1 protein-coding gene is annotated in these 1,864 nt (G+C 73.5%); it reads left to right on the forward strand.

Features of this window, described 5'->3' with window-relative positions; all coding sequences use genetic code 11:
• Positions 1-347 precede the first annotated feature (347 nt).
• A complete protein-coding gene (locus tag PLP61_RS16860; RefSeq protein WP_324503958.1) occupies positions 348-1,778 on the forward strand; it encodes an HNH endonuclease in 1,431 nt (476 codons plus the stop codon).
• The last annotated feature ends 86 nt before the right edge of the window (positions 1,779-1,864 follow it).

Consider the following 1,864-nt stretch of genomic DNA (forward strand, 5'->3'; position numbering starts at 1 on the left):
TGGTCGGGGCCGGTGGGCCTGCTGGCCGTGGCGGGGCCCGACGTGAACGCCAGGGCCACCGCCCCGACAAGACCGGCTATGGCGAGTGCCTGCCTGCGATGTGCTGGTGCGAGTCTCATGGTGGTTCCTTCGCCGGCTGCGGCTCCCGTGAGTCGAGAGCAGGTGCGTCGCGACGTTCGTCCTGCGGCCGCCACGTGTCAATGGACGCGATACCCGGGCGATACCCCGCGACACCCGTGGGCGACACCGCGTGGTCCTTCCGGGAGCCGCATGACGGATCTTGGTCCGATCGAATAGAAATCTGAAAAGAGGCGTTTAGGATCGCGCGTTGTGGGAAGGATGAGGGTATGGACCAGCCCGATCCCGCCGTTCTCCCGGGACCCACACCCGGGCTGGCTACGGCGCGGGTGGGGGAGTGGGTGGCGGAGCTGGCGCGGGCGGCGACGTCGGGCAGCGGTGTGGACGATGCTGGGCGGGTCGATCTGCTGCGGGCGTTGGAGGAGCTGAAGTGCGCAGCCGCCGGGGTCCAGGCGGTGGTGACGGTGGAGCTGGACGACTCCCAGCGGGGGGTGCAGGCGGCGGCGGGGGTGCCCGCTGGTCGGCGGGGTCGTGGGGTGGCCGCGCAGGTCGGACTCGCGCGGCGGGAGTCACCGCACCGCGGCGGGCAGCATCTGGGGCTGGCCCGGGTGCTGGTGGCGGAGATGCCGTGCACGCTGGCGGCGCTGGCGGCGGGGCGGATCACCGAGTGGCGGGCGACGATCCTGGCGAGGGAGACCGCGTGTGTCTCCCGGGAGCACCGGACGCTGATCGACCAGGCGCTGGCGGGGGACCCGCGGCTGCTGGAGCGGCTGGGGGAGCGGGAGCTGGCCGCCGAGGCTGTGAAGCTGGTCTGCCTGCTGGACCCCGAGTCGCTGGTGGCGAGGCGCCGCCGGGCCCGGGCGGACCGGTGTGTGACCGGTCGCCCGGCGCCTGATGTGATGATGCGGCTCTCCGCGCTGCTGCCGGTCGCCGAGGGGGTCTCGGTGGTCGCCGTATCATTAAAAAAAAAAGACCGGCTCCGCGCCACGGGGGATCCCCGCAGCCGTGGGCAGATCATGGCCGACACCCTGGTCGCCCGGGTCACCGGCGCCATCGGCCCCCACGCCGGCCCCGACGCCCACACCGCCGACGACCCTGTCGACGGCCCCTCCGACGGGCCGGTGGTGCCGGTGGCGGTCAACCTGGTGATCTCCGACGCCGGCCTGCTCGCCGGAGCCGACGACGCGGCGTACGTGGAGGGCTACGGGCCGGTTCCGGCCGAGCTGGCCCGTGAGCTGGTGGCCGCCAACCTCGATGCGGGGAGCCGGGTGTGGCTGCGTCGGCTCTACGCCCGTCCCCGGACCGGCGAGCTGGTCGCGGTCGACAGCCGGTCCCGGCTGTTCCGTGTCGGCCTGCGCGGTCTGCTGCGGCTGCGGGACCAGACCTGTCGTACGCCGTGGTGCGACGCCCCGGTCCGCCAGGGCGACCACGCCGAGAGCCACGGCGAGGGCGGCGCCACCAGCCAGGGCAACGGGCAGGGCCTGTGCCAGGGCTGCAACCTGGCCAAGCAGGCGCACGGCTGGCGGGCCAGGCCGCGTCCCGGACCGCGCCACACCGTGCAGACCCAGACCCCTTCCGGCCACCGGTACGACTCCACCGCGCCCCCGATCCTGGGGTCGCGCGCCCTGACCGACCTCGACTGGCTCGGACACCTCGTCCGGGTCCGCACCACCTGGAACACCCTCGTCCGGGCAGCGTGAACCATCCCGTCGTCGGTGGGCTGGGCCCGATGGCCGCGTCAACCACGACGCCCTACGCTCACAGGTATGAACACCCCCCGTTCCCT

The organism is Nocardioides sp., assembly GCF_035429765.1.
GTDB lineage: Bacteria > Actinomycetota > Actinomycetes > Propionibacteriales > Nocardioidaceae > Nocardioides.

Coding starts and splice junctions, on each gene's coding strand:
- PLP61_RS16860 (WP_324503958.1), top strand. CDS start 348: ATGGACCAGCCCGATCCCGCCGTTCTCCCGGGACCCACACCCGGGCTG.